The 23,066-nt window shown below is 64.8% G+C and carries 37 protein-coding genes; 4 read left to right on the forward strand and 33 right to left on the reverse strand.

Going from position 1 to position 23,066, the window contains the following annotated elements; translation table 11 throughout:
• Positions 1–103: 103 nt before the first annotated feature.
• Positions 104–490 (forward strand): hypothetical protein, encoded by a 387-nt coding sequence (locus ACRWK7_RS31900; protein ID WP_431861348.1) that lies wholly within the window; start codon positions 104–106, stop codon positions 488–490.
• A 29-nt stretch (positions 491–519) separates the two neighbouring features.
• Here the strand turns inward: ACRWK7_RS31900 and ACRWK7_RS31905 are convergent, their stop codons facing one another.
• The 5 genes from ACRWK7_RS31905 to ACRWK7_RS31925 form a co-directional block, all read right to left on the reverse strand.
• Complete coding sequence (locus tag ACRWK7_RS31905) at positions 520–933, reverse strand: hypothetical protein (protein WP_431861349.1); 414 nt, start codon at positions 931–933, stop codon at positions 520–522.
• 5 nt (positions 934–938) lie between these two features.
• Entirely contained in the window at positions 939–1,205 is a 267-nt protein-coding gene (locus tag ACRWK7_RS31910) for a hypothetical protein (protein ID WP_431861351.1), read from the reverse strand.
• Positions 1,206–1,350: 145 nt separating this feature from the next.
• The gene (locus ACRWK7_RS31915) at positions 1,351–2,106 is read right to left on the reverse strand and encodes a ParB/RepB/Spo0J family partition protein (RefSeq protein ID WP_431861353.1); all 756 of its coding nucleotides are present in this window, start codon (positions 2,104–2,106) and stop codon (positions 1,351–1,353) included.
• Positions 2,106–3,068 (reverse strand): hypothetical protein, encoded by a 963-nt coding sequence (locus ACRWK7_RS31920; protein ID WP_431861355.1) that lies wholly within the window; start codon positions 3,066–3,068, stop codon positions 2,106–2,108. Before ACRWK7_RS31920 ends, ACRWK7_RS31915 begins: the two co-directional genes overlap by 1 nt.
• Before the next feature lie 121 nt (positions 3,069–3,189).
• Positions 3,190–3,390: a hypothetical protein gene (locus ACRWK7_RS31925; RefSeq protein WP_431861357.1), complete on the reverse strand. Its 201-nt coding sequence runs from the start codon at positions 3,388–3,390 to the stop codon at positions 3,190–3,192.
• Between the two features lie 121 nt (positions 3,391–3,511).
• On the opposite strand from ACRWK7_RS31925, the gene ACRWK7_RS31930 reads away from it, so the two are divergent.
• The gene (locus ACRWK7_RS31930; protein ID WP_431861359.1) at positions 3,512–4,036 is read left to right on the forward strand and encodes a hypothetical protein; all 525 of its coding nucleotides are present in this window, start codon (positions 3,512–3,514) and stop codon (positions 4,034–4,036) included.
• Between the two features lie 103 nt (positions 4,037–4,139).
• Positions 4,140–4,487 carry a hypothetical protein gene (locus ACRWK7_RS31935; protein WP_431861361.1) on the forward strand — a complete coding sequence of 116 codons (348 nt, stop codon included), beginning with the start codon at positions 4,140–4,142 and terminating at the stop codon, positions 4,485–4,487.
• On the opposite strand, the gene ACRWK7_RS31940 is transcribed toward ACRWK7_RS31935, so the two are convergent.
• From ACRWK7_RS31940 to ACRWK7_RS31975, 8 genes are all read right to left on the reverse strand, one after another.
• Entirely contained in the window at positions 4,453–4,653 is a 201-nt protein-coding gene (locus tag ACRWK7_RS31940) for a hypothetical protein (protein WP_431861363.1), read from the reverse strand. The genes ACRWK7_RS31935 and ACRWK7_RS31940 overlap by 35 nt on opposite strands.
• 426 nt (positions 4,654–5,079) lie before the next feature.
• Positions 5,080–5,592 carry a phage tail assembly chaperone gene (locus ACRWK7_RS31945; RefSeq protein ID WP_431861799.1) on the reverse strand — a complete coding sequence of 171 codons (513 nt, stop codon included), beginning with the start codon at positions 5,590–5,592 and terminating at the stop codon, positions 5,080–5,082.
• Positions 5,520–6,020, reverse strand: a complete 501-nt coding sequence (locus ACRWK7_RS31950; RefSeq protein ID WP_431861365.1) for a hypothetical protein — start codon at positions 6,018–6,020, stop codon at positions 5,520–5,522. Before ACRWK7_RS31950 ends, ACRWK7_RS31945 begins: the two co-directional genes overlap by 73 nt.
• A gap of 108 nt (positions 6,021–6,128) precedes the next feature.
• Entirely contained in the window at positions 6,129–6,578 is a 450-nt protein-coding gene (locus ACRWK7_RS31955; RefSeq protein ID WP_431861367.1) for a hypothetical protein, read from the reverse strand.
• 93 nt (positions 6,579–6,671) lie between these two features.
• Positions 6,672–7,451 (reverse strand): NUMOD3 domain-containing DNA-binding protein, encoded by a 780-nt coding sequence (locus tag ACRWK7_RS31960; protein WP_431861369.1) that lies wholly within the window; start codon positions 7,449–7,451, stop codon positions 6,672–6,674.
• A 108-nt stretch (positions 7,452–7,559) separates the two neighbouring features.
• Positions 7,560–8,063 carry a hypothetical protein gene (locus tag ACRWK7_RS31965; protein WP_431861371.1) on the reverse strand — a complete coding sequence of 168 codons (504 nt, stop codon included), beginning with the start codon at positions 8,061–8,063 and terminating at the stop codon, positions 7,560–7,562.
• A gap of 91 nt (positions 8,064–8,154) precedes the next feature.
• Positions 8,155–8,586, reverse strand: coding sequence for a hypothetical protein (locus ACRWK7_RS31970; protein ID WP_431861373.1), 432 nt, complete (start codon positions 8,584–8,586; stop codon positions 8,155–8,157).
• A 180-nt stretch (positions 8,587–8,766) separates the two neighbouring features.
• Positions 8,767–9,372: a hypothetical protein gene (locus tag ACRWK7_RS31975; RefSeq protein WP_431861374.1), complete on the reverse strand. Its 606-nt coding sequence runs from the start codon at positions 9,370–9,372 to the stop codon at positions 8,767–8,769.
• A gap of 121 nt (positions 9,373–9,493) precedes the next feature.
• On the opposite strand from ACRWK7_RS31975, the gene ACRWK7_RS31980 reads away from it, so the two are divergent.
• Positions 9,494–9,811, forward strand: a complete 318-nt coding sequence (locus ACRWK7_RS31980) for a helix-turn-helix domain-containing protein (protein ID WP_431861376.1) — start codon at positions 9,494–9,496, stop codon at positions 9,809–9,811.
• Between the two features lie 35 nt (positions 9,812–9,846).
• On the opposite strand, the gene ACRWK7_RS31985 is transcribed toward ACRWK7_RS31980, so the two are convergent.
• From ACRWK7_RS31985 to ACRWK7_RS32080, 20 genes are all read right to left on the reverse strand, one after another.
• A complete protein-coding gene (locus tag ACRWK7_RS31985; RefSeq protein WP_431861377.1) occupies positions 9,847–10,569 on the reverse strand; it encodes a hypothetical protein in 723 nt (240 codons plus the stop codon).
• A 4-nt stretch (positions 10,570–10,573) separates the two neighbouring features.
• On the reverse strand, positions 10,574–10,873 hold the full coding sequence (locus ACRWK7_RS31990; protein ID WP_431861379.1) for a hypothetical protein: 300 nt from the start codon (positions 10,871–10,873) through the stop codon (positions 10,574–10,576).
• A gap of 42 nt (positions 10,874–10,915) precedes the next feature.
• On the reverse strand, positions 10,916–11,578 hold the full coding sequence (locus tag ACRWK7_RS31995; protein WP_431861381.1) for a hypothetical protein: 663 nt from the start codon (positions 11,576–11,578) through the stop codon (positions 10,916–10,918).
• A gap of 3 nt (positions 11,579–11,581) precedes the next feature.
• Complete coding sequence (locus ACRWK7_RS32000; RefSeq protein WP_431861383.1) at positions 11,582–11,824, reverse strand: hypothetical protein; 243 nt, start codon at positions 11,822–11,824, stop codon at positions 11,582–11,584.
• 2 nt (positions 11,825–11,826) lie between these two features.
• Complete coding sequence (locus tag ACRWK7_RS32005) at positions 11,827–12,132, reverse strand: hypothetical protein (protein ID WP_431861385.1); 306 nt, start codon at positions 12,130–12,132, stop codon at positions 11,827–11,829.
• Between the two features lie 66 nt (positions 12,133–12,198).
• Complete coding sequence (locus ACRWK7_RS32010) at positions 12,199–12,624, reverse strand: hypothetical protein (protein ID WP_431861387.1); 426 nt, start codon at positions 12,622–12,624, stop codon at positions 12,199–12,201.
• A 75-nt stretch (positions 12,625–12,699) separates the two neighbouring features.
• Entirely contained in the window at positions 12,700–14,076 is a 1,377-nt protein-coding gene (locus ACRWK7_RS32015) for a phage major capsid protein (protein WP_431861389.1), read from the reverse strand.
• A 16-nt stretch (positions 14,077–14,092) separates the two neighbouring features.
• The gene (locus tag ACRWK7_RS32020) at positions 14,093–14,785 is read right to left on the reverse strand and encodes an HK97 family phage prohead protease (RefSeq protein ID WP_431861391.1); all 693 of its coding nucleotides are present in this window, start codon (positions 14,783–14,785) and stop codon (positions 14,093–14,095) included.
• On the reverse strand, positions 14,782–16,146 hold the full coding sequence (locus tag ACRWK7_RS32025; RefSeq protein WP_431861393.1) for a phage portal protein: 1,365 nt from the start codon (positions 16,144–16,146) through the stop codon (positions 14,782–14,784). Before ACRWK7_RS32025 ends, ACRWK7_RS32020 begins: the two co-directional genes overlap by 4 nt.
• Positions 16,146–16,334: a hypothetical protein gene (locus tag ACRWK7_RS32030; protein WP_431861395.1), complete on the reverse strand. Its 189-nt coding sequence runs from the start codon at positions 16,332–16,334 to the stop codon at positions 16,146–16,148. Before ACRWK7_RS32030 ends, ACRWK7_RS32025 begins: the two co-directional genes overlap by 1 nt.
• A gap of 14 nt (positions 16,335–16,348) precedes the next feature.
• The gene (locus ACRWK7_RS32035) at positions 16,349–18,217 is read right to left on the reverse strand and encodes a terminase large subunit (RefSeq protein WP_431861397.1); all 1,869 of its coding nucleotides are present in this window, start codon (positions 18,215–18,217) and stop codon (positions 16,349–16,351) included.
• Positions 18,168–18,554 carry a hypothetical protein gene (locus ACRWK7_RS32040; RefSeq protein WP_431861398.1) on the reverse strand — a complete coding sequence of 129 codons (387 nt, stop codon included), beginning with the start codon at positions 18,552–18,554 and terminating at the stop codon, positions 18,168–18,170. Before ACRWK7_RS32040 ends, ACRWK7_RS32035 begins: the two co-directional genes overlap by 50 nt.
• Before the next feature lie 687 nt (positions 18,555–19,241).
• The gene (locus ACRWK7_RS32045; RefSeq protein ID WP_431861399.1) at positions 19,242–19,463 is read right to left on the reverse strand and encodes a hypothetical protein; all 222 of its coding nucleotides are present in this window, start codon (positions 19,461–19,463) and stop codon (positions 19,242–19,244) included.
• Positions 19,460–19,759, reverse strand: a complete 300-nt coding sequence (locus ACRWK7_RS32050; RefSeq protein WP_431861401.1) for a hypothetical protein — start codon at positions 19,757–19,759, stop codon at positions 19,460–19,462. The genes ACRWK7_RS32045 and ACRWK7_RS32050 overlap by 4 nt, the downstream gene beginning before the upstream one ends.
• Positions 19,760–19,769: 10 nt before the next feature.
• Positions 19,770–20,102, reverse strand: a complete 333-nt coding sequence (locus ACRWK7_RS32055) for a DUF7681 family protein (protein ID WP_431861402.1) — start codon at positions 20,100–20,102, stop codon at positions 19,770–19,772.
• Between the two features lie 123 nt (positions 20,103–20,225).
• The gene (locus ACRWK7_RS32060; protein ID WP_431861404.1) at positions 20,226–20,405 is read right to left on the reverse strand and encodes a hypothetical protein; all 180 of its coding nucleotides are present in this window, start codon (positions 20,403–20,405) and stop codon (positions 20,226–20,228) included.
• Positions 20,402–20,599 carry a hypothetical protein gene (locus ACRWK7_RS32065; RefSeq protein ID WP_431861406.1) on the reverse strand — a complete coding sequence of 66 codons (198 nt, stop codon included), beginning with the start codon at positions 20,597–20,599 and terminating at the stop codon, positions 20,402–20,404. Before ACRWK7_RS32065 ends, ACRWK7_RS32060 begins: the two co-directional genes overlap by 4 nt.
• Before the next feature lie 815 nt (positions 20,600–21,414).
• Positions 21,415–21,636, reverse strand: a complete 222-nt coding sequence (locus ACRWK7_RS32070) for a hypothetical protein (RefSeq protein WP_431861408.1) — start codon at positions 21,634–21,636, stop codon at positions 21,415–21,417.
• Positions 21,636–21,971 carry a hypothetical protein gene (locus tag ACRWK7_RS32075; protein ID WP_431861410.1) on the reverse strand — a complete coding sequence of 112 codons (336 nt, stop codon included), beginning with the start codon at positions 21,969–21,971 and terminating at the stop codon, positions 21,636–21,638. The genes ACRWK7_RS32070 and ACRWK7_RS32075 overlap by 1 nt, the downstream gene beginning before the upstream one ends.
• Entirely contained in the window at positions 21,968–23,017 is a 1,050-nt protein-coding gene (locus ACRWK7_RS32080) for a metallophosphoesterase (protein ID WP_431861412.1), read from the reverse strand. Before ACRWK7_RS32080 ends, ACRWK7_RS32075 begins: the two co-directional genes overlap by 4 nt.
• Between the last annotated feature and the right edge of the window lie 49 nt (positions 23,018–23,066).

Genomic DNA, 23,066 nt, shown 5'->3' on the forward strand with positions numbered 1-23,066 from the left:
AAAAGGCGCCACGGCCTAGCCGGGCGCCTTCGTTGGAAATCTTGAATTGGACAGATGCCCCGCTACCGCGCATCATCACGCGAGAACGGGAGGGAGACCGCACATGGTTGTCTGGCTATGGGTGTTGGGAATTATCAGCTTCGCGATATGCTCGCTCGCCGCACTGCTCTCCATGCGAGACTTCTCAGCGTTCATCATCTTCTTCGCATCCGGGGTCGGCAGCCTTACCGCCTTCGGATGGATGGCTGAGATGCTGAAAAACTCCGACGCATCCACTCGCTTGCTGAACACCATCGCCGACCGCATTCCCATCATCGGGAAGCACGAAGGTGCCGGACTCGAGCCCGCCGTATTTGCTGCACCTGAGCGGCGCCCTGGGAAACCGCCTCCAGAAGCGCCGCCTATCAGTTCAGACTCTATCATGGACGGCGACGCACCCACCGCCGGACAACTGGTCCGGGAGGCGCTGGAACGGCGGAACAAGGCGTAGAGCGGCCCCTTCCAGAGCCGCCCTACCCGTCAGGCCGAAGCCATGCGCTCTGCCGCCTGTATGGCCGTCCACAGCATCTTCGTGCTCCAATCGCAATCCGCGGGCGGCCCATCTGCAGATCTCATGAGGTCCGCGCTGTGGTCGTAGACGATGCGGAGGAAGGCTGCGATGCCTGCGCCGGTCTGCGGCTGGATCCTCAACATGCGGTCTTCCAACGCGTCCTTTTCAGCCCACATGGGATGCGCGAAATCCGGATCGTCCTCAGACGGCATCTCGTGGAGGCGCTGGCGGATGGAGGAAAGCTCCCGGTCTAGCGCCAACAGTTCGGCGTCTGGGTTAACCTTCTGCATGATGGCGACCGGAGCCGCTACCGCCGCCGATGCCAGCACTACCGCGCCTCCACCGCTGAGAAGCGCCCGGCGGCTCGTCTGAATGGTGCGCATGGCGGTTACTCCCCCTTGGCCTGCCAGTGCGGGCAGCGCTTGACCAGCGTCTTCCCGTACTCACGGGCGCCCTTGGCGCAACCGTTCTCTCGCGTCAGCGAGCCGCTGTCGGAGCGCAGCCAGAACGACTGGTCGGCGGAGCACGTGGCGCACGCCTTCGTGTTCTCGTCCTTGATGCAGTCGTTCGCGTGCTCCTGCATCCGCTTCTTGTTCGCCCCGCTCTTGTCGCAGTAGGGGCAGCGGTAGCGCGTCGTCTTGTATGCGATAACCAAGGCCCGGTTGCCATCTCCTGGGACCCGTGCCATATTCAATCCCGTCATCTGATGCTTCCTTCATCCGGTTGACACTGACCGTCCTCGGCAAAGGCCGGTCTTCTGAGCGGCGGCTGGTCCGGCAAGACCAAGCCGCCGTTTCGTTTTAGGCCGCCTCCTTCTCCTGGCGCTCCTTCAAGGAGCGCAGCAGCACCTCAAGAAGGCTCGTCAACTCCGACAGCGACAGGGTGCTGCTTAGCTTCTCTGCCGCCTTCACCGGGTCACGCGGTATGGAAAGCGTGCTCGACACCGATCCTTGTTGGCGCCGCTTTTGGATCTCAGCAACCTTCGTCACCTGCTGGTTGGCGGGCGTCCGAGCTACCTCCAGCAAGGCAGACTGATTGTCGCCCAGTCCCGCCTCGCGCACAGCCTCCTTGGCGTCATCGCTGATGCCGGCAATCTGGACTGCGCGGCGGGCCTCTGGCTCGGTCAATCCGAGTTCGCGCGCTGCAGCACGCACGCCACCTTCCGGGCGCCCGACCTGAGGTTTTGCGTCAAGTTGACGCAAAACGTGCTTGGCTTCGGTGAGCCGCACCCACTCGGCAATGTGCTCTGCGCGCTCCTGCACAGTCAGTTCCGAGCGGTGCAGGTTCTCTGAAATCTCCCACAGCCGCCGATCCGTCTCGTCCATGTTGACGAAGATGCAGTCGATTTCGTCCCATCCGAGCCGGACAGCGGCGGCGAAGCGATGATGCCCGGCGACCAGCACAGCCGTCTTTTCGTCGGGCGACCATACGCTGATGGGCTGCTGAAGGCCGATAGCCTCCATGGACTTGGCGAGGTCTGCCACCTTGCTCTCGTCCAGCGCCCGCATCCGCTCCGGGATGGTCAGGCTATCGGTGTAGACCTTGCCGAGTTCCATCAGACGATCCTCGGGAACGGTTGATCCGGGTTCTGTTCGCCGCGCCAGCGCATCAGCGGCACCGGGTTGTTCTGGCGCATAGCGTTCCAGACCATGACGGTGTAGGCGCCGACGTAGAGATCACCGAGGCGGCGCCCGCCGATCTTGTCGTCCAGCAGGCGCTTGCGGAGCTTGGCCGCCGGTTCAGCCGCTTTCTTGAGCCCGATGCCGGTCGCCACCTTCTCGAAGAAGTCATCCGCGATGGTGCGGCTCACCTTCGAACACAGATAGTGCAGCGCGGTCATGATGGCTTGGGGCGCCACCTTGTTGTCAGCGAAGCGGTGCCCGGCCGTGTACGACTTCTGGAGCCCATGGTGCTCCTTGAAAAACTCGTAAAGCTGGTCGTGCGTCGGCTTGAGCCAGGAAGCCGGCTCCATCATGCCGGTGTTCTGGTACTTCCACACCCACAGGCTGGCCGCCGACATGGCGGCGGCATTCGGGACGCCGTAGATTGAGAAGATGTCGGCCGCGCCCCGCGTCTTGCCGATGTCCATGTAGGCGAAGGCGTCGTCGTCGATGCCGAAGGCCAGGAAGACCTCGAACGACCTGCCGGACGAAATGCACGCGCGAAGGCGATGCTGCCCGTTGAGCAGAACGCCCTTGCGGCTGACAATGATAGTCTCGCCCGTCAGCTTCCACCCGCGGCGCATGCGCGCCTCGTACTTCTTGAGTGTAGGGCCGCTTGCTGGCCTATTGCTGGTGTTCAGTTCCAACAGCGCGCGAGCCATGGCAGGCTCAACCGTCAGAACCACGGCGCGATGCTGCGGGTCCGCGATCATCTCGTTCAGATAGACGCGAGCGGCAACAAGACCGGGGTCGGCGTCTGCGGCAAAGTCCGCAGCATTCGGGCTGATACGGTCCGCTGTCTGCACTGCCAGCGCCCGCACAAACTCCGGATGCGATTGCTCTACGAACGTGTGCATGGTTGTCTCCTCGGGGGCCGGAGCTGCAAGGCCCCAGCGCGGTAGGGTGGTCACTGATGCGACCCACCGGCCCCCGAGAAGCGGGGAATTCCGTGGTCGCGCTCTCCGGCTTGCAGGCCGGTTAACTGCCGCTCTGTGCGGCGCTCGGGCCAAGGCCAACGGAGCCCAGACCCTTTCGGAAAAAGTGGCGGATCACCGATCCGCGCGGCGGTATCCCCGGCTGCTCCTTCCGCCAGTTGTCGATTGCGGCGATGTCGTCCTCATCCAAGGTGACCTGAAGGGCCTTGGTGTTCCGGCCGACACGGTCGAGCTTGGCCTCCATCACTGATGCTCCCGTGATTGTGATGTCACGATCATCAGTGACGCTTTAGATCATGTCAATAGTGTTTGTGACATCCGAATGCGCATTGACTCACGTGACGCCCCATGCACGATGCCTAGGCATGAGCAGACCGAAAATCATGGATCTCCGCATCGCCCTCTCAGTCACCGGCCGGATGATTTCCGCCGTTGATGAATGGCGACGGATGGCGCCGGATATCCCGCCGCGATCTGAAGCTATCCGCCGCCTTGTCGGGGAAGGCGTCGCCTCTCACTACCTGCGCCACCGCGGCGACCACCTCCTCGCCATGCTGGAGAAGCTGCACCGGGATGGGCGGCTGACCGATGAGGAATGGGGTGCGGCCCAGTCGATCAGCGATAGCTGCATGGCCCAGGCGCTCCGCGTTGCAGCCGATGTGAGCGGAGGCGACACGGACGAGGCATCCATCAACCCAGCGACCCTAGAGCGCAAGGTGACGGCCGAAGAACTCCGCAAGGCTGGGGAGCGGATCGCCGGCATTTCCAGGGAAGCCCTAGAGCGCCCCTTTGAGGCCGAACCGAAGGACGAAGGCCCCTTCGTGCGCAGCGTCAGGGACGAGAAGCCCGCCCCCACCTACCCGAAGCGGCCACCCAAGAAGCTGAAATGACTGACTGACTGCCTTCACGAGTGAAGCTGTGCGGTTGCACTGACTCGACTCAGGTTCGCTTCGGAGTCATCCTCCAACGCTCATATAGCTCAGGGAGGTTAGAGTGGACGAAAACGTTACCCGCTACCGAGATGCCGTTGCTGCCTACGAGCGCGCCCGGAGCGCGGCCGGGGCCATGGTCAGCGAGATCTCCAAGGTAACCAGTTCCGCCAGTTACAGCCTTGGAGAGTTTCTCGCCGCTAACTACGGCTTCCAAGCCAGGAACATCAGCATTCATGAAGCCAGGGAGCACGCCTACAACATGAATGGGTGGCCGGACGCGAGTATGGTGAACACGACCTTCCAAGCGCTGGTGGACACCTTCACCGAAATGCGTACGGCATGGACGAACATTCCGGAGTCCGAGCGGGGCTACCTTAAGACGCCGCCGGATCGGCCGGAAGCCAAGTAACGCCGTCGCCGCACAGGCGGAGCACGCGGCCGTCTTCACGCTGGACAGTGACTTCCATCCGCTGCCCGGTCAGGCGCTCCGCCAGACCGCAGACGGCGCTGAAGATGGCCGCGTGCATATCGTCATTGTCCCACAGGACGCGCTCATCGGCGCTTCTGGTCATCATGGCTGTCTCCATGTGGCGGATCATCATCCCGATGCCGCCTGAACGTCAGGTAGGGGAAGGCTCGCCGAGAGGGTGCGGTTATGGTCTAACCGGCACCTTCAGTGTTGCCCGTACGGTCTTAGGTGAGTCTAAATCGGAAGCGCGGACCGGGTGGCGGACTGGCCACCACCCGCGCCGCTGATCGGAGGGCCGAGGATGGAAAAGATCCTCAACCTCCTGATCCTAGCACTGGAAGTGGTCAAGCGGCTGCTTGACCTCCTGAACGGCTAAGATCGGGCCTGGAGGGGCGAGAGGGCCATCTTGCCCCTCCTAGGCTCGAAGATAGTGCGTTTCGAGGGCGCGGGCAATCAGTCGGCGAATGACAGGTGTCTGTCAGGTTAGCGGCCTGACCGCCTCAGTCCTTCCCTCTCGCCTCGGCTCGGATGGTCAACTGAATGCATCCACGAAGCGGTCCAGACGCTTCCGCAGCGCGTCGCCTCCCACCTCGCCATCATCTTCAAACGCCGGGGCTGGGGCGGCCTTCGGATCTGGGATGATAGACAGCCACAAGCGATCAAGGTCGCGGATGACTGCGACCTCCCACGGCGACGGGCGGTGTCCCGTGAGCCGGGACCATGCGGCTATGTCTTGGTAGCCGATGCAAGCAGGCCCCATGCCGCCAGAAGGCCGAGCGTCAGAAAGCTCAAAGAACCACTGCCAGATATGGCGCAGCGGGGACGGGAGGGGCGGACCTTCAAGCCGGCGCTCGATGTTCAGCCGCTCGTCCGGCCCCGCCCTATTCCACCTTCGGCGGAGGAGCTCCCGTTCGCTGGTCTTCTTCTTGTCGCTGGTATGCGACAGTCGGAACTGGTGCTCCGCGTGCCTGATTAGGTCTCCGCGAAGCTCCGCATAAAACCCAGCTTCGACGTAGCAGCGTTGAAGATCTGCGTCCAGATCCAGTCCTTCGACGGGTCAGCCAGCAGCTTGACTGCGTTCTCGTGGCTGTACTCGTAAGTCACGCCGTCGAGCTTCACGGGGGTGAAGCCGAGCACTCGGCCCGCGAGGTTTTCGGCGTTCCTGGCGCGGTTCTCGGCCGGCGACGAGTTCGGCCGCTTCGGCTCCGGCTTGTTCGCCTTGGCTGCGGCAATGCGCGCCTGGACGTGCTTGGACTCTTCTTCCTGCTCCTGGCGCATGATCTTCTCTTCCAGCGCCAGCGTGACAGCGTGCGCCGGGCCGGCGAGCGTCCACACCCAGGTCGTCGGCTTGCCCGACGCGGGATTGATGATGCGGTATTCCAGCGTGTCGGCGTACGACAGGTTGGCGAGGTCGTCGATCTCTTCGAATTCGGTCGCGGGGGCCGTGACGACGGCAGTCTTCTTGGTGCTCATGGGGTGAAATCCTCAGTGGGGTTGTGGGGATGCGTGGGGCTTGAAAGGTGAAGGGCCGGCGACGCACCCCACGCACGCCGCCGGCCCGCTCCCGGCCGGGAGAGCCGGTTAGGTCGCCGCCACGCGAGTGATGGCGCCCTGGATGCCGAGGCTGATCTGCGCCGTGACCACCGAGTTCACGTTGCCGGGGTTCTCGGTGTAGCTCATGACGCGAGCCTTGAAGTACCGGTAGGATCCATGGCCGCCGCCGGTCGCGGCGTCGTTGTACTCCAGACGGAAGTTGTACAGGTCGTCGCTGTCCAGCGCGGTCAGCACGTCGTCCTGGCCGGCGTCGTTCACGTCCATCGCGAGGTCGATGGTCACGGAACCCGAGTTGTACGCGCCCTTGAACTTCTGGGTCTCGCGGTTGCTGACCGGGTTATGCGTGACCTCCTGGAACTGCTTGCCAAAGGCCGGGATGTTGGTGATCTCGCCGATGTTGACGTACACGTCAGTCGTCGCATTGGACGCCGTGGTGCCGATAGACAAGACGTAACCGGCAGACGTTTGTGCGGTCATCTTTCACTCCTGCTTTGCATGAAAAAAGGCGCCGCATAGCGGCGCCTCGGGTGATGACCGGCGATTGCCGATCAGTATGATTACGCAGCGCCGTTATTGCGCTGCATCTGCGAACCTTTTCCTTTGCGCAATACTCTGCTTGGCGCGCGTCTCACCGGAGACGATCATACCCTTGCGCGCTTCCCAAGCAGCTCGTTGCGCTGCGCTAGGCGGCTTCGCCTTGGATGCTTCGTGAGCCGCGCGCCGAGCCTCTGACCAAGGCTTTCCGCGCTTTATCTCGCTGATCTTGCGCCCAGTCTCAGGGGGGCGCTTCTTACCCCGATGGGTGGCCGCGGCCTTCTCCGCCACATCAGGCGGTATCTTGCGCCCGGTATGAGCTATGCTTAGCTTTCTGCGGTGCTCTTCGGAAAGTTTCCTGCCGCGCAATTGCGCGGCGATCCGTTCAACGACATCGCGCGGGATGGTCTTTCCTCGATTTCCCGCGCCGATTTTCGCCTTTGTCTCTTTCGAACGAACGGCGCCAGCGGCACCCTCACCGCCGGACGTCATGTTGCAAAGCGTCCCGGAACCCAGGTCCCGACGGCCGAACTTTGCAATCAAAGAGCGCTCTAAACAGAACGCGGCGGCCTCGTCATCAAACCAAGCGACGATCTCAATGATTGGCTCCAAGCCGGCAGATCTCACCTTAGCGAGAATGCCTCTGAGCATTCGGTTTGTTGCTTTACCGCCCCAGTGGTCGTCCGCACGGCCATAAGCTTGCGAACCCTTCCCGACGTAGATCGGGACACCTCGCTTGCCCGGCCTCGGGTCGCGGTAGATGTAGACGTAGAATTTGCCCGCCCCCTCGAAGAGCGGTAGGGTGTTCTCAGCCATGGACTCGCGCCTCCAGCGCGGGTTGTGGTTAGGAACGGCCGGCGGTGTCGCAAGCACCTCGGCCGTTCTGCTTTTGTACCACAGCCCGGCGTTAGCCGCCAGCCAAGCTTACGCCTCGCCGATCAGCACGAGGTCGTAATCGACCGTGCCGCTGGAGGCGGCGATCTTCAGCAGGTCGCCCGTGCCAGCGGTGACGGCGTAGCCGGCCGCGCTCGGGTCGTGCAGAACGAGGATGCCGCCCGGCTTCAGGGCGACCTTGTCGGTGGCGTCACCGAACATGCTGGCGAAGGCGTTGGAAGCGGCGCCGCCGACGATGACGTTGCCGCTGTTCGTGGACGCGGCCTTGACCACCAGCGTCTTGATGGCGGTGAACGTGGTGGTCGAGCCGAACGCATCGGTCAAGCCGCCAGCCAGGTCATGCGAATTGCCGGTGCTGTCTACCCCGGTGTAGGTCGCGGCGAAGAAGTGGTTTGCCTGATCGGCGGCGGTGCCGTTGGCGAGGGTGTAGCTCGCGGAGAAGTCCAGCGGCGCCGTCGCGGTGGACAGCGTGCCGCTGTTCACCATCGTGGACTTGACGGCGACCTTGACGGTGGCCGTGTTCGAGACGGTCATGTGGTGCCTCCTGCAAACGGCCGGGGACACCGGCCACGAAAAAAGGCCGCCCAGAAGGACGGCCCGGTCAGGGTTGCTGTGGGGTGTGGGATCAGGTGCGGTAGAGGTAGGTGAACGGGACCGAGAGCATGCGACAGAAGCGCGAACCGTCTTCGTAGGCGGCCACGCCGTCATCGGCGCGCGGGTCTTCCGTGACCAGCCGGTTGCCATCCTCGCTGATCAGCGTCTTCCGCTTCAGCGCCAGCTTGATGGCGTCGGCCTTGGCGGTGATGTCGTCTAGACCGACCCCCTGCGCGACGCTCAGGTAGACGCGCAGCAGGCCGGACAGATCGGAGGTGCGCTTGCCGTCCTCGGAGGCTCCGACGGCGAGAAGATCATCCCGCCCGCCGATCACCTCCACCTCGATAGTCGGGGCGGGCAATCCGTCGGCGGTCAGCGGCATGTTGCCGTCCGACAGGGTATAGCCGGCCGGCATCTGGTCCCATTCGGAGTTCGGCCAGCGGACGGGCCAGGGCGCAGCCACGTTAGCAAGCGCGCTCCGGAACGCATCCTCAACAGGGCCAATCATGCTCGCCTCCGACACGAACAAGGCGGCCCGAAAGCCGCCCTGTTACCCTTGCATTTCGCTGCATTGCTGCGCTGTGCCACGGTGAGCCTGACGCCGCTATACCCGGCCTGACGCCACCAAGCAGAACCCAGCCTGCTACGCTGCCTTGAGCACGTCGCTCTCGGCAACTTCCCATTTGGTCACGACGAAGCGTCCAAATGGACCCTTGCGGGCCGGGCGGTAATCGCCCAGCCCAATCTTCTTGCCGGCATCATCCACAACGGCGCGGATGAGGTTCGGCGAAAACATCGTAGTGTCCACGTCAAGCGAAAACGTCGCGCACCACGCATCGACACGCGGACGGTGCGCCATGATGCGGCCTCCGGTGGATGGGATGACCACGGAACGGCTGTCCACCTCCCATTCCGTCAGCGGGTTCTCCGCCGCATCCGTCAGAAGGCACACCACATCGTCCACCATCACCCCGGCGGGGATCAGCGACGTTTTCATGGTGGTCAGCTTCGACTTCCCTGCCTTGTGGAAGGTGCCGGCCGCGATGATCGCGGCGAAAATGTTCGGACCGGGGATGTAGAGCCGACCTTGATCGTCGGCATAGCGCTTCGGCTCCGCCTGCTGCCGCGGCGTCCCCTTGTCACCCTTGAACGACACCGTAGTGCCGCCGGAAACCTGCACCTCATTCGCTTCGGTGAAGCGGTTCATCAGCAAGGGCGCGATGCCCGTAATCTGGACGATGATCTTCATGTGCCTCGCCTTGGTTTGCCTGTCCACGCCCCGCGCTGCTTAACCCCGCCAATCCGAACAGAGATCTTCCGTATGGCAGGTACGCGCTGCGTTTACAAAACTAAACCTAACGGTTATCCTTATGACCGTCAATGTGAAAATAACCGAGGCGGTCAGAATGGTTGCCCAGAAGGATGCTCACCGTTACCTTGCGGCCATGATTACCGCCGCTCAAATCCGCGCCGCCCGCGCCATTCTTGGCTGGAAGCAGACCGATCTAGCCGAACGCTCTGGCGTGTCAGAGATGAGCGTGAAGAACATCGAACGCGGAGCTTCAGACCCGCGCGGCAGCACCCTTGCCAAACTCCAATCCGCTTTTGAGGCGGCCGGCGTTCAGTTTCTCGACCCCGGTCAGCACAGCATGAGCGGGGGGCATGGCGTTCGCCTTCTCAACCAATAGGGCGGCCTTCAGCGCGGTTTCGACGGGTCCGATCATCACAGCACCTTGATCGCGATGCAGGGGAAGCGGTAGCGGGTCGCACCGCCGTTCCAGCCAACGAAGCGCCCTTTCGCGCCGCGCACACGCTCGCCCTTCGCGACGTTGAATGACTCATTCATCACAGCGCGGTACTCGAAAGTGATTTCCATCGGATAGTTCGCAAAGCGCCGCTTCATCTCACGCGCCGTGACTTCGTAAACGCCGTTCGGGGCCTGCACTGACAGGCCCGGCGTACGGTCGTCTGCCGTCCGCCCAAAGCTGCCGATCAGCCGGAAGCCACCTTCGATTTTGCGAGCGTACGGCCGGGTGTTGATGAACACCACCTCCGTCCCGGATGGGAACACCTCGATCTTGCGCCCGGCCTCCTCAGCGTTGAAGGGGATGCCGTTCACGAACATCTGGTGATCGTCTCGGTAGTGGCCGCCCTTGGCAGGTCCGACGGGAGAGCGCTTCACCAGCTCCTCGTAAATTGCGTCGATGGCCTCGGCCACTGGGTTGATGTGGTACTCGATCACACCACCCGGCTTGACCTGTTCCTCTGCGGCGCCGCGCCGGCCGTCAACGATGGTCTGCTTCGGATAGGCCCCCTGCTTGGCCTCCAGGTCGGCGATTGCCTTCTTCGCCGTCTCGGCGTGCATCTTCACGAAGGCGGCCGGGTCGGTCAGATCGCGCTTCAGTTGGATGAACTGCTGACGGACCTGGGTGATGTTCGATCCCACGGCGCTACCCCTGGAAGTCCACTTCGATCCGCACGACCGTTCCTCCCATCAGGACGGGCCATGCGAACGTGATGGTGCGCTGAGCGCCGTTGAACAGGATCTTGTCCGTGGTGCGGAGCGGAAGTGTCACCGCCGCCCCCGATGCCGTGAAGGCCGTAGGCGACAGGATGGCGCGGTACTGCCCCTGCGTGGAGATGGAGCCGGAGCGGATCTCATTCGCCGACAGGCCGCGCACCTTGGCCTTGCAGTCCACACGGGACGTGCTGCGGAACACCGCTACGTCGGCGCCCCGTCTGCTGAGCATGCGGTCCAGCTTGGCGATATCCTGCGCAGCACTCGGCATGCGTCACCCGATAGCCACGTTGACCAGCCCGGACGCGCGCAGCGCATCGACCATATCGGCCGGCAACGCATCGCCCTTGCTGGTTGGGCCAATCCAGTATTCGTCACGCCCCACGCCGTCGGACTCCTCCGCCTTCAGCAGAGAGTTCCTTCCGTCCCCATCGTACCGTTCCCGCACGTAGCGGATGACGGCTTGCCGGGCGGCTTCGGGAACGTCGTCCTGCGCCCATCCGGCTGAGGCGGTGATGGTGATCCGCCCGCGCGTCCAGTGGGTGCGCTCGCCGTCCTCGTCCAGGCGCCACAGCAGGCCCGCCATGGGCTCGCATTCGACATCATCAACGACGGTCAGGGCGGTCCCGTCCGCCGTGACCGCAGAGATGGTCAGGGGCAAGCGCCACGGCAGCAGGAGGGGCGCAGGATCACCGCACCGCTGCGGCACCTCCGACGCCCGGTAGGAGACGGTGAACGCCTCCGTGATGAGCGTCCGCCGGCCCTGCTGGTCCGCCGCGATGCCGCAGACCGAGCACACGATGTCCGACGCCGCTTTCCCCCAAGCCGTAAGCTTGGCGTCGTAGTCGGTCCCGGAGATGCCGAGTTCGGTCTTGAGCGTGGCGAGCGACACCAAGGACCGATCAGCGACGGCGGAGGCGACGATGAGGACGGGCATTTCTTACCCCTTGCGCGGACGGCCAGGGCCGCGCTTGGCGGGCTCCGGGTGGTCGTCGGCCACGTCCGTAGCCGACGCGCTGTCGGGCTTATCCTGGAGCGGCTGAGAGGCGTCTGCGATGTATCCGGCGGCGATCAGGCCCGGCGCCAGATCATCGCGAATGTCGGCTTCCTGCCCGGCCGGCAGCGTCACGATGCGGACGCCATCAGCCGAGTACGGGAGATCCTTCAGGACTAGCGCGCGCATGGTCAGCTCGCGACGATGCCAGCGCCGCGCAGTGCGGCGAGGATGGCGTTCACCTTCGCCCCCAGGTCGGCGAAGTTGCTGTTGATCACGCCGCTCACATCGCCGCCGTTGGTCGCGCCGACCGCCGCGAGGGTGTCGTTCGCTGTGCCGCCCGTGCTGTCCGTCAGGCTGACGATGGCAGATGCCTGCGTGCCGTTGGCAAGGATCTTCCCGCCGGTCTCGATGTTGATCGAACCGCCGGACGCGACCACCATCTGATCGCCACCAAGCTTGTCGTAGACCTTGGTCTGATAGGTGCCATCGGCCATGGCCGAAACCTCCTCTGGGAAGAACGGGAGGCGGGGTCTCCGCCTCCCTGGTCAGGTCACAGCCGATCAGGCCGGCGGGTTGGCCGTCGGACGCTGCGCCGGGTGGCCCAGCAGAGCGATGGCCGACACGAAAGCGTTGCCGCTGTTGTTGGCCGGGGTCACGGTCAGGCGCACGTAGCGCTTGCTGCCCACGTAGCCGATCTTGAAGCACTTGTTGTCGTCGGCGAACGTGAAGCTCGCCAGCGCCTCGGTGCCCAGCAGTTCGGCATCCGCCACCGCGGCGGCGTCGGTCAGGCTGGAGTCGTCTCCGTGCTCCACGAGGGTCGTGAAGGTGGCGTCGGCATCGGCCAGCGAACCGGTCTGGATCAGGAACGTCAGGCTGTCGTAGCCCTGCACGTCAATGATCTGGGAGACGAAGGCGGTGTTGTCGGTCGTGGCTGCCGCCGGGGAGATGGCACGCTTGGGCGTGCAGCAGTTCATCATGTCGCGCATCGCGCGGAACTCCTATTGAAACGGGAAAGGCGGCCCGAAGCCGCCCTTCCCGATGGATGACGATGGCGACTGGCCTTAGGAGGCCGAGACGACCATGAGCTTAAAGGCTTCGAAGTTCACCACATCGCCGCCGACGCGCTTGCGGCTGTAGAACTCCACGAAGGGCTTCGCCGAGTACGGGTCGCGCAGGACGGTGATCCCCAGGCGATCCACGACGGTGTAGCCGGCGCGGAAGTTGCCGAAAGCGATGGGCAGGGTGCCCGCGCCGATGGCCGGCATGTCCGCCGCCTGATAGACCGGGGAGCCCAACAGCGTGGACGGCTTGCCCGCCTCCAGACCAGGCCGCCAGATATACTGGCCGTCGCCGTCCTTCAGGAGCATGACGGCGCCGACCGACGCGCGGCGCATCAGCCACGAGGCGCCGGACGCATACCAGTCCTTCAGCGCGATCATCACGTTGATCAGGCCGTCAGCGGTGACGGTGGTGGCGCCGCCGCTGGCGATCTGTTCGATCTTCGCGCCGCTGGTCCCCGACGGGTAGGTCAGGATGCCGCGGGGCTTCTTCACGCCGTTGCCCGAGATGAACGCCGACGCTTCCGTGCGCGAGAACTTGTCGGCAATCTTGGTGGCGATCCACGTCTCGATGTTGACCGAGGCGTCCTCCAGCATCTTCTGCGTCGCCTTCGGCTTCGCATAGATCTCGTGGACCGGGATGCGCAGCACGCCCAGCGTGGAGGTATTGGTCTCCGTACGGCCCTCGGTCTCGCCGACCCAGCCGGCATCGAACTCGCCCAGATCGTTCGGGATCTCCAGGCTGTCGGTGCCGATGGTCTCGACGGTGGCGAGCTGGCGCAGCGGCGAGGTCTCGTAGACCTGCATGACGATGCGGTTGCTGACCGCCGTCGGGACGAGCTGGCCGCCGTCCGGATCGGAACCGACCGACAGGGCCTTCTCCTCAATGGCGCGGTCGTCCTTCGAGCGCAGGTACAGGCCGAAGGACTGCTCCCAGGCCTTGTAGCCCTCCACGTCGATGGTCTTGGCGTCCAGAACCGTACCGGCCTTGAGGTTGCCACGCACGGCCAGGGCGGTGCGGGCGAACTCGGCCGCGCGCTTCTCCAGCCCATCGTCGCCGTTGCCGCCGAAGCCTCCGGCCCCCGGACGGTTCATGCGGGCCTCGATGCCGTCCAGGCGCTCGGAGACGGGCTTGGTGGCCGCGTCCATCTTCGCCAGCACGGACTCGGTCAGCGCGTCGATCTGCGACTTCACCTCGGGGCCGATGGCGCCCTTTGCTTCCTCGGCGACCTTGCGGACGGCCTCCAGATCGCGGTTCACGCTCTCCTGCAGGGTCTTGATGTTGCCGCCGATGGAGCGGATCTCGCGCTCGATTTCAGCGGTGACGTTGTTGCCGTCCTTCTTTTCCAGGTCGGCCGGAATGAACATGCCATCGGGCATCGGATTGATCCTCTGTTCAGGGAGTGGTGCGAGCGTTGACCGAGCGAAGCGCGGCCAACACGGAAGCCAGTCCCTCAGGCTCGTCCCGAGCGTCCGAGGCGGCTTTGAACCCACGCGAGGCGATGGCCTTCGCCTGGGCATTGGAGAACCCCGCTTCATCCCGAAGGAAGTCCTCGAATTCACGAATGCTCTTGAAGCGCTCGGCGCCTTTGACGCCGTTCACGCGGGCCATGTCGTTGGCCGGGAAGGTGACGAGCGACACTTCCCACAGGTTGACCTTGTTGAGCGTGCGGGTCTCTTCCTCGTAGTTCCACGTCCGCTCAACGGTCTGGAACCCGATGGACAAGCCGCCGACAGTGCCGGCCTTCAGGTGCTCATAAGCTTCCTGTCCCTTCTCGACGGTGAGAAGAAGCTGGCCCGTACAGCGCAGGCCGATGCTGTCTTCGACCATCTCCGTCCACACGCCCACGGGCTCGGACGGATCGTGCTGCCAGAGCATCGCCGGCATACGCCCCTTCGCGGTCCAGTCGGCGAGGCTCGCCGTGAACGCGCCCGGCGCCACGATGTCGCCGTAGCTGTCCTTCACGCCGAACACGGAGCCGTAGCCGGTCACCATGCCGGGCTTGTCATCGACCGCCTTCAGTTCGCGGCCAACCGCGGCCAGGTGCTTTCCAGCGCCGGCCGACTTCAACTCAAGAAATCGGTTCATGGGGCCTCCGTCTGGCTCTGGACCTGCGCCAGCACCGTGTTCAGTTCGTCGCGTGCGTTGATGATGCGGGACTCGTTCGCAGCCGACAGGACGCGCCCGGCCTTCGTCTCGTCCGGCGCTCCGCCCTTGGTTGGCTCAGCGGCGGGGTTTGGGGATGGGTTGCCGTTCCCCATGTTCAGCGGTTGCAGCGGCTCATCCAGTCCGGGAAGCGGGTTCAATCCCTCCTTCACACGCGCCTCGTTCCGCACCAGCCAGCCAGCGTTGATGCCGGATGCGTAGTATTCAGTGCGGGCCTTGGTGTCGCCGCGCTCCAGATTGCGCAGGTCCAGCTTGGTCGCGTAGCCGGCCGCCTTTTCCTGCTCGGTCAGAAGGTCGCGGTCGCAGACCTGCTCCAGCCGCTCCGCCCATGGCGCCAGCGAGTGCGTCACATGCGCCTGGAAGAAGGCTTCCGCGCTGGCGTAGGTGGCCGTCTTGTCCGAGTGCCCGACGATTTGCGGAAACACGCCGATGCCTCGGCAGATTTCCTCAATCTGGAAGCGCCGGGTTTCGAGGTGCTGGCTGTCCACGCCCGTCATGGAAAGCTGCGTCCACTTCAGCCCGCCGGACAAGATCGCCGTCTTCATGGCGTTGTGCACGCCGCCCTGAACCTGCTGCCACGCGGCGCGGATCTGCTCCACCTGCTCCTTGTTCAGCGTGCCATCGCTGGTCAGGATGCCGCCGGGCCGCGCACCGTTGGAGTGCAGGCGGGCGTGGGTCTCTTCGGTGGCGGAGGCGAGCCCGATGGCCTCGCGCGCCAGCCGCAGCGCATCCATTCCCGCGTAGGTGTTCCAGCTCATGCCGCGGAGGTGCAGCACGTCGGAGCGCTTCAGTTCAGCATACTTCCCGTCAGCGAACGTGACCCGGTAGACCAGCGAGTAGTCGGCCTTCTGCTCAATCGCCACCTGCCCCGGAAGGAGCGGGATCAGTTCGACCACTCGGCCACCAACCCGGTTGATGAAGGCGAAGCCGTTGCCGGTCAGCACGGCATGGATCATCAGGGTTTCGCGGAACTCGTAGGAAGTCTGCCACTCGTTCGGTTGGCGATAGAGCAGCCGGTTCAGCGAGTGCTTGACGGCCGGCTCCATCCCGCGCCCGTCCTTGGTCGGCAGGAACAGCCCGAAAGACGACTGTGCGATGCCCTGCGACAGGGCACGCACCGCGGCGAGCGCCGTGCTGCACCTCAACGCCTCGTCATAGGTCACGTTGATGCCGGATTTCGACGAACCGCCGCCACCCAGCAGCAACGACCACAGGTCCATCTCCAGCGACGATGAGCGCCGCTCAGAGGGACCGCCCAACAGCGCTTGCAGAAATCCCGCCATCAGGCACCCCGACGCAGCGCGGACACGACACCGACCGTCAGCAGCATGGCCCCGCCGACGATGTACCCAGCCGGCTCGTAGACGAGCCACGCCCCATAGGACACGAGCCCGGCGCCGATCAGGCCGCACAGGTCGGAGAGCACGGCCAACCGGCCGCCGGTAGCCTTCGGCGCGTCGTTCTGTGCCATGCTGAAGCCTTGGGTTAGAGGACGATGATTTCGGGACCGGAGGACGCGACGGACGATGCGGATGTCGCCGCTCCAACCGCCATCGCCAACGCCACCAGCGGGTCAATCCTGGTGGTAGCCTTGCGCTTGCTGAACCATCGGTTATCGAACGGGTCGCGTTCGATGGATGCGCCCATGATTGCCGAGATGATGACCGGGCTTCGGCGGATGCGGATGCGCTTCTCCAGGATCAGCGTTTCCAGCTCGGTCAACGAGCCTGGCATCCACAGCCCATCAGCCTCTTTGCCTTCCGCCTCGGCCGCCCGTTTCTGTTCGTCGGCCGGCTGCGCCCTGCGCTTTCCGCCTTGTGGGTGCTCGACCAGCGGCACCGTGACGCCCGCAGCATCAAGCTCCGGCTCGAAGTTCTTGCGGAACGCGTAGGCGTCGTAGGCCAGCACCTTCAGCAGGTACTCCAGACTGACTTCCGCGACGCGTGCGGCCAGGAAGTCCATGCGGACCACCTTTCCCGGCGGGGCGTTCAACCACCCCTCGCGCACCCACACGTCGTACGGAACCTTGTCGCGTAGCGCCCGCTCATCAACCGTATCGCCCGGCGTCCATGCCTCAACCCAGGCGTCGTAGGTAGGCTTGACCACCGTCGTACCGTCCGGCCCCGGCATCTCCACCGTTCCGGTCTCAACCACGAACCCGAGCGCGGTAAGATCCTGCGTCGCCGAGAGGTCTGCGCCGGCCGCCACCTCCGCCCCGCTGTGCTCAATGGGGTCGAAGTCGTCCAGAACCGCTTCCAGCGCCTCTCGGCTCATCCAAGCCATGTCGGCATCCGTCCAGCGACAGAAGTGAAGCCGGAGGATGCCGTTCAGTTTTCCCGGCAGTGCCTTCGCCTGCTTTACCACGTCCGCCAGATACTCGCGGGTGATCGTCACCCCGAGAAGAGGGTTGGCTTTTTCCCAGCACGACGGGTCGTTCAGCGGATCGTCGTCCTTGTCGAGAGCGCACACGAACGAGAACGTCGTATCGTCCAGCGGCTCGCCGACGTAGGTGAACGTCTCGTCCGGGGTCCGCGTCCCGGCGGCCACTCGAACAGCGTGTTCGTGCTCCTCCCAGCAGACCGAGTTCCGGTCGGAGCCGGAGTTGGTAATCATCAGCAGGAGCGGTTGCCGGCGGAACTTAAAGCCGCGCTCCAGCATCTCCATGATGCTGCGGTCAGGGTGCTCGTGCACCTCATCGCACAGCGCAAAGTGCGGTCGCGGACCGGAGCCCGTCTTGCCTGCGTCCTTGGAGATGGGCCGGAAGAAGCTCTGCGACGGGTGGTGCGCGATGTTGAACTCGCGCCCGATGCCACCGCTGAACGCCAGTTTCTTCAGCAAGGGCGGCGACTTCCGCACCATCTTGCAGGCGTCCTGAAACAGGATGGCGGCCTGTTCCTTCTTCGCCGCGGCGGCGTAGATCTGCGCGCCCGCTTCGTCGTCGGCCGTCATCCCGTACAGGCCGATGCCGCCGGCCAGCGGGCTTTTTCCGTTGCCCTTCCCTTGCTCGATGTAGGCCCGGCGGAACCGCCTGGTGCCATCCACCCGCTTCCACCCGAACAGCGAGCCCAGCACGAACGCCTGTGACGGGTGAAGCTTGAACGGCTTGTCTTCGAACTGGCCTTCCGACAGCCGGAACACCCCCTCGAAGAAGTTCCACACGTGCTCGGCCGCTGCTACGTCGTAGGTCAGCCCGCGCTCATGCCCACACACTAAGTCGTCCAAGTGCCGCCGGCAGGCGTTCCGAACATGCGGACCGGCTACGATCTCCCCAGCAACGACTGCTTGCGCGTAGGCCGTGGCGCGGTCAGTTGGGGCGGCGGAAGAACGCTTCGTCTGGGTCTTCTTCGTCGCCATCAGGCACCGTGATCTTGGTCGCATCGGCCGGCGTGGCGCCCATCTGCCCAAGGCACTGGCGAAGCAGGTTGAGCGCCTGGACGCCAACGTCCTGTCCGGCTATCAGCCGCGTGCGGACGTTGACGGCGATTTCCAGCAGCGCCCGGTGGGAGCCGTTCAGCCATGGCAGTTCGTGCGCGAACTGAGACCAGACGGCGCACTGCTCCTTGGTCATCCATGCCGGCGGGTTGCCGAGCGAAGCAGCGGTTGGGTCCTTGCGGCCTTTGAAGCGCTGAGGGTTCTTCCCAGCCTGCCCGGAAACCGCCGCCTTCGCCTTTGGCGTGCGGGGCATCGCCATAGCTCTACCTCAACATTTGAACTGTGGACGCGCGCAAAGAGGCCCTGACCGGTTGTGGCCCCCATTCGGCCCGAAGATCTGATCCCCCCCCCTCCCCACGCCGGTCACGCCCGGTGCCGGGGATCCAAAGGCCATCCGTCCGCGTCGCACCCTCGCACCACCATCCGACCGTCGCCCCGGCGCTGTCCGTCCGCGCCTTCCTTGGCTTGGTTGTCGTGGTCGGCACATAGCACCCGGAGGTTCGAGAGTACGTCCTGAGCGGTCAGCCCCGTCGCGCCCTTCGGCCGGCTGACGATGTGGTCAACGGTGAGGCGGTGCGTGCTGGAGCAGCCAGGGACGGTACAGCGGTAGCGGTCGCGCTTCAGAGCGGCGGAGCGAAGGGCCTTCCACGCTGCCGATTGGTAGAAGGGATTGGACGGCATCGGTGGCGCTCACGCTTGGCCAATGTTAGACTAACGGGATGGACGCCCCGAAGTGCAAGATCTGCGGCCAGCGGCATTACGGCATCTGCGCCAATGCCCGGCCGTTACCGAAGCCAGCCCCAGTTCCAAAGCCTGTAGAAGCGCCAGCGCCTGCCGTCCAGTCGGCAGATCCACCGAAGGAGCGCGCGCCTCGCGGAACCTTCGACCGCACCGCCTATCAGCGGGAGTACATGAGGAAGCGACGGGCAGCAGCTAAAGCCGGCGCCTAGCCCTGCTCCCCAAAGACCGGCTCCTCACCCACCCCACCCGGCCATCGTGCCATGGCCGATACCTCACGCAGCGATGCCGTGGCCCGCTTCAGGGTGATGCGGCCTTGCTCGTCCTTCACCAGCTCGTCATAGGTGCCGTGGATGCGGGAGAGTTCCTTGGCCTGCACCTCGATCTTGTCCAGGCGATCAGGGCCGGATTGGCAGTCGCGGAGGCTCATGGTGACACCTCGCTCAGCGGCTTGCCGTGCACAGCCCCGAAGTCACCACGACGGTAGTTCGCCCACGGGTCTTCGATGTAGCGGCCGGTATCGTCACGGCGGCGCACCTCGTAGTCGCTCGGCGTGGTGAGGCCCATCGCCTCAGCCTCGTCCATCAGGGCGACAAAGCGGTGTTGCCACTCGACGGGCATAGCCTCCAGCGCGAGGCGGGGCAGAACCAGATAGGCCGAGCGGGTCAGGGCGAACCACTCGTGCACCGGGCGCTCGATCACGATCACTTGGTCGCGGCCAGCCATCGTGCGGCCCTCACGCCGTCAGGCCCTTGACCGTCCACATGACGGCCAGTTCCAGCGACTTCATGCCGTCGTGGAAATACTCCCACTCTGGGCCGACCGAGACGCCTTCAACCATGATGGACTCAGCGCCGTCGCCGACGTTCACCGGCTGGATCTCCACGGCGGGGATGCGCAGATCGCGGGCGCGCTCGAACAGCGCTTCCAGTTCCGCGGCCTTGCCCTTGATCGCGTCGTGCAGCGCCTTCTCGGCGTCGGTCAGCGCGCGGTACTTCGGCCGGAAGCGGCTCGGCTTGATGTCGCCGGCCTGACGGTCGTCCGGGGCGCCTTCGTAGACGTGTGCCATGCTGCATCTCCTCAAGCTGGCGCAGCCACGCCCCCATCGCTGGGCAGCCGGGGTTACCGGCTACCAGCCTGAGGAGATGCCGTGTGCTGCGATGGTTACGCCCGTGGCTGTGGGCGGATGGGGTTAGGTGATGATGCGGTGAACGATGGCAGTGACGATGACGCCAGCGATCAGGCCAACGCCGATCAGGAACCACGCCCGGCAGCGGCACTCACGAGCGCAGTCCTCCACCGTGATGAAGGCCTGCGTCGGCGTGTCTTCGTACGGGTCACAGAAGCCCATGATGGGAGGTTCGTCCTTCATGCCGGCCGCTCCACCAGCATGCAGCCGGCCAACTCAACGGTGAACGTCGGGTTCGACATCTGCCAACCACTCACCACAGCGTCCATGCGTGACATGCAGGATGCTTCCGTGGGGTAGGTCTGCATGCGCTCCGCTCGGACGGGAATGCACACAGGCTGTTGGGTGGAGCAGGCCAGGAGAAGCACGAAGAACATGCCGGCCTCCAGACATGAGAAAGGGCGCCGCCCCGTGTGGAGTGGCGCCCTCGCGAAGCAGCAACACTGTCGGCTCTGGCCTAGCCTTTGCTGCGCTGTTGCCCGCCGCTGCTAGCCACCGGCTGAAGGAATGGGCATGACACACATACCTTGGTGCCGGCGTTCACCCCGCGTGAGACGTGGGGCTTCGCAGACGGTAGGCGTGATTTGCGGCGGGGCCTGTTCGCGCCCTTGCCTTACGGATCGGCCCTCGCGGGCTCCACCTCCCAGCTTGGCGGTACTCAGCCTCACCACCGCAACTCGTTGCCGCCACAGGGACGGCGAAACCGTAAACGCCTCGCGTGAGGCGGCCCCGCTAGATGCCCGGCTTCGGTGGGGCGCCATCTGCCGGAATGATGCGCTGCGGGCCGGATTGGATACCGGCAAGGAACCCGTTTACCTCGCACCGCATAGCGGTGTCCGTCCGACTGTGACCCCCGATAGATCGCCCGAAGGCGGGCCGGATTTGAACCACCGGCCGGGATGTTCGGCATCGCCTCGGCTTTGCCCGGACCTCCGAAGAGACATCCCCGTCTAAGTCAATCGGTTCCTAGCGTCGGCTTAGCGTGTACTCCCACGCCGCCGCAGCGAAGCTGAGTCTACCGCAACTCGCGGCCCCGCTCAAGCTTCCTCGCGCATCCCTTGCCGTCGCATGTACTCTCGCGCCAGTTCGGCGGTGCGGAAGCCGGCGAGGTACAATCCGTCCATCGCCTCTACCTGCCACGGTATCGGATGCTCCGATGGGCGGTGGATGAGACGGACGGGGCGGAGGTCGGTCATCCACCTGCGCTCAGCAGCGACGCCAGCTTGCCGGCCGCGCCACCCAAGGCGGCAGCCGCACCAAGCACCCAGGCCTTGGCCTGCTCCAGCTTGCCGACACGGTCCTCTAAAGAGGCTAAACGATCCCCATGGGAGTTTATGGCCGCTAACACGCTGTCCAGCTTTCCTGAGATCACACCAAGGTCGTGGTGTAAGCGGTTCATCGTGTCTTCGGCCATCAGGGGTCTCCCAGCTTATCGGGCCGGGGCTGGCCCTGTCGGTGTTCGCGGTAGCGGGCGACCAACTCTTGGGCGAGGCCGAGAGGGTCAGCCAGCGGGATCTCAATGCAGCGGCGGGAGCCGTCCCGCCACACCACCAGAACCGGGGCGCCGTCGTCTCCGCTGGTCACGTAGGTGTGCAGGCGGCGGGCCTTGGGGCCGATCATCGCGCTGTGCTGCGTGTGGTGCGAGGCGCGCTGCGGAAGGTACTCATACCCTTCGGGAAGCGGCTTGCCGTGCCCGTGGTGGACGATCTCCGCCACGGGGCCGCTGAAATAGCTGAAGTCGCGCCTCATGCCACGAGCGTCCGGCCTAGCGCCTGGGCAAGGAACCGAATGCCCAACTCGCGGAACGAGCGGAACACTGCGGACTGAATGCGCCCGTCGAAGATGACCAACTCAACCACGCCGTAGTGATATCCTGTCGGGAGCCCTTCCGCGTAATCAGCCACGTAGCCGGGCGGCATGGCAGTTCCGGCGTTCACCACCGTGACCGAGTTGTTGTACCCGTGCTTGGCGCGGTGCACGACGTTGTGGCGGTGGGAGTGCCCGAAGACGATATCCCATGTGGCTTCATTCGCCACCGTGTTCTCAACGTTCTTCCCACCGACCGGGCGGCCCATGATGTTCCGCGGCACATGGGTGAAGCCGACGCCGCCGATCATGGTCCAGTGGCCGAACGCCTGATGGCTCCAGCCGTGGGACTCGAACACGTTCTCAACCTGCCCGGTCATCTGGCCGATGGTCGCCGGGTTGGCGTCCTCATAGCGCCAGGCGCGGCCCTCGTGGTTGCCGAACGTGATGTGCTTGCGCGGCTTGTAGTCGGCCGGCAACTCGGCCTCCAGCGCCGCCATGGCCAGCGCCGCGCTGTCGATGTCCTGGGCGAACGATGGCTTCGCCTTGCCCTTGTAGGTGTCCTCTCGGGTGTGCGTGCACAGGGAGTGCAGGTCGAGGAAGTCACCGATGGACAGGATCACGTCATGCCGCTCGGCCGCCGCCAGCTTGCCAATCAACCGGAAGCGCGACTTGTCCGGTATGCCGGGGTGGTCGTGCGCATCACCGATCACCAGCACACGGAGAAGCTTGTCACTGGCCGGCGCGATCACCCGGTACTTCGGCATCTCGCGCGGGGAGATGTCGGGAGCGGCGGGCTTGTAGGCTTCCGCCAGTTCAGCTGGGCTGGGAGACCGGCCGAGCCCGCGCGCCTCGTGCTGACGCAATCGGCGCTGCAACGACTCCCGCGCGATACCCAGTTCCGCCGCAGCTTCACCCTGCGTCCGGTGCCGCTGCATCGCCTCGTGAGCGGCTATGCACTCGGCATCCGAAAGAGGCGGCGTCGGCATGCGGTCAGCGCCCCAGCACGTACATGGCAGCCACCAGACCAGAAGCGGT

It is taken from the genome of Azospirillum sp. (genome assembly GCF_050789165.1).